Below are 1,376 nucleotides of genomic sequence, written 5' to 3' on the forward strand. Positions count from 1 at the left end.
ACAGCTCTTTACCTCTCTCCTTACCCCTCCCCGTGTCCGCCCTCTCTGCCGTTCACCGTGTCCGCCCTCTCTGCCGTTCACCGGGTCCGCTCTCCTTACCCGTCCCCGTGATCCACCTCTGTATGGCGCAAACGGCGGTGTCCGGGGCGAAATTCACCGCAATGTGGCGCAGTCGGAGTGGATCTCCCTTCGCGGACCTGCCTCCCGGTGTTGCTCGCCCCGGATGCTTGACTCTTCTTGCCGCAAGGAGCGGCGTCCTGGGCCGGGGCCACCGCGACCTGGCGCAGTCGGAGTGGATCACCCTGAGCGTCACGACCTGCCCGGCGGGGGTGGGCGGCCCTGCCGGCGTCCGGGACCGCCGGCCCCGGGCGGCACGCGTACTGGCACGCCGGCGAGGATCGCCCGCTCGCCGGCCCCGAAGCTCGCGGTGGGTACCCTTGGCCCCCGTGCCAGAGGGACACACCATCCACCGCCTGGCGGCCCGTCACGCCGTGCTCTTCGCCGGTCACAAGGTCACCGCCGCCAGCCCGCAGGGCCGCTTCGCCGAGGGCGCCGCCCGTCTCTGCGGCACCGTCCTCGACGGCACCGAGGCGTACGGCAAGCACCTGCTGCACCACCACGCCGGCGAGCTGATCCTCCACGTCCACCTGGGCCTCTACGGCAGGTTCACCGACGGTGACGGCGGGCCGCCAGAGCCGGTCGGACAGGTCCGGCTGCGGCTGACCAGCGACCGGCACTGGCTCGACCTGCGCGGGCCCACCGCCTGCGAGCTGCTGACCCCGCCCGAGGTGGCGGCGCTGCGCGATCGGCTCGGCCCGGACCCGCTGCGCGCCGACGCCGACCCGCAGCGGGCGTACCGCCGGATCCGCCGCAGCCCAACCCCACTCGCCGCGCTGCTGCTGGACCAGTCGGTGGTGGCCGGCACCGGGCTGATCTTCGTCACCGAGGCGCTGTTCCGGGCCGGGCTGCCGCCGACGCTGCCCGGCCGCGACCTGTCCCCGGCCGCCTGGGACGCGCTCTGGGCTGATCTGGTCGCGCTGATGACCCGGGCCGTCGCGTACGGGCGGATCGACACCGTCCGCGACGCCCACCTGCCGGAGGCGATGGGCCGGCCCGCCAGGGTCGATCGGCACGGCGGCGAGGTGTACGTCTACCGCCGCCCAGGCTCGCCCTGCCACGTCTGCGCCACCCCGGTCAGCCGGGACACGTTGGCCGGCCGCAACCTCTACTGGTGCCCCACCTGCCAACCCGCCTGACCATCCCCGGCCCCACCCGGCCGCCCGCGGACCGAAGAGATCTTGGTAGGAAGTGGCCCCTCCATGGGCCGTCAACTTCCAGGATCCCGACCAGGCGGCTGGCGACGAGCAGGTCGAGGA

At 73.6% G+C, this 1,376-nt stretch carries 1 protein-coding gene; it reads left to right on the plus strand.

The annotated features are described in order from the left end of the window. Positions 1-446 precede the first annotated feature (446 nt). The gene (locus E1193_RS31400) at positions 447-1,256 is read left to right on the plus strand and encodes a DNA-formamidopyrimidine glycosylase family protein (RefSeq protein ID WP_132186739.1); all 810 of its coding nucleotides are present in this window, start codon (positions 447-449) and stop codon (positions 1,254-1,256) included. The last annotated feature ends 120 nt before the right edge of the window (positions 1,257-1,376 follow it).

The organism is Micromonospora sp. KC606 (genome assembly GCF_004348675.1).
Classification (GTDB): domain Bacteria; phylum Actinomycetota; class Actinomycetes; order Mycobacteriales; family Micromonosporaceae; genus Micromonospora.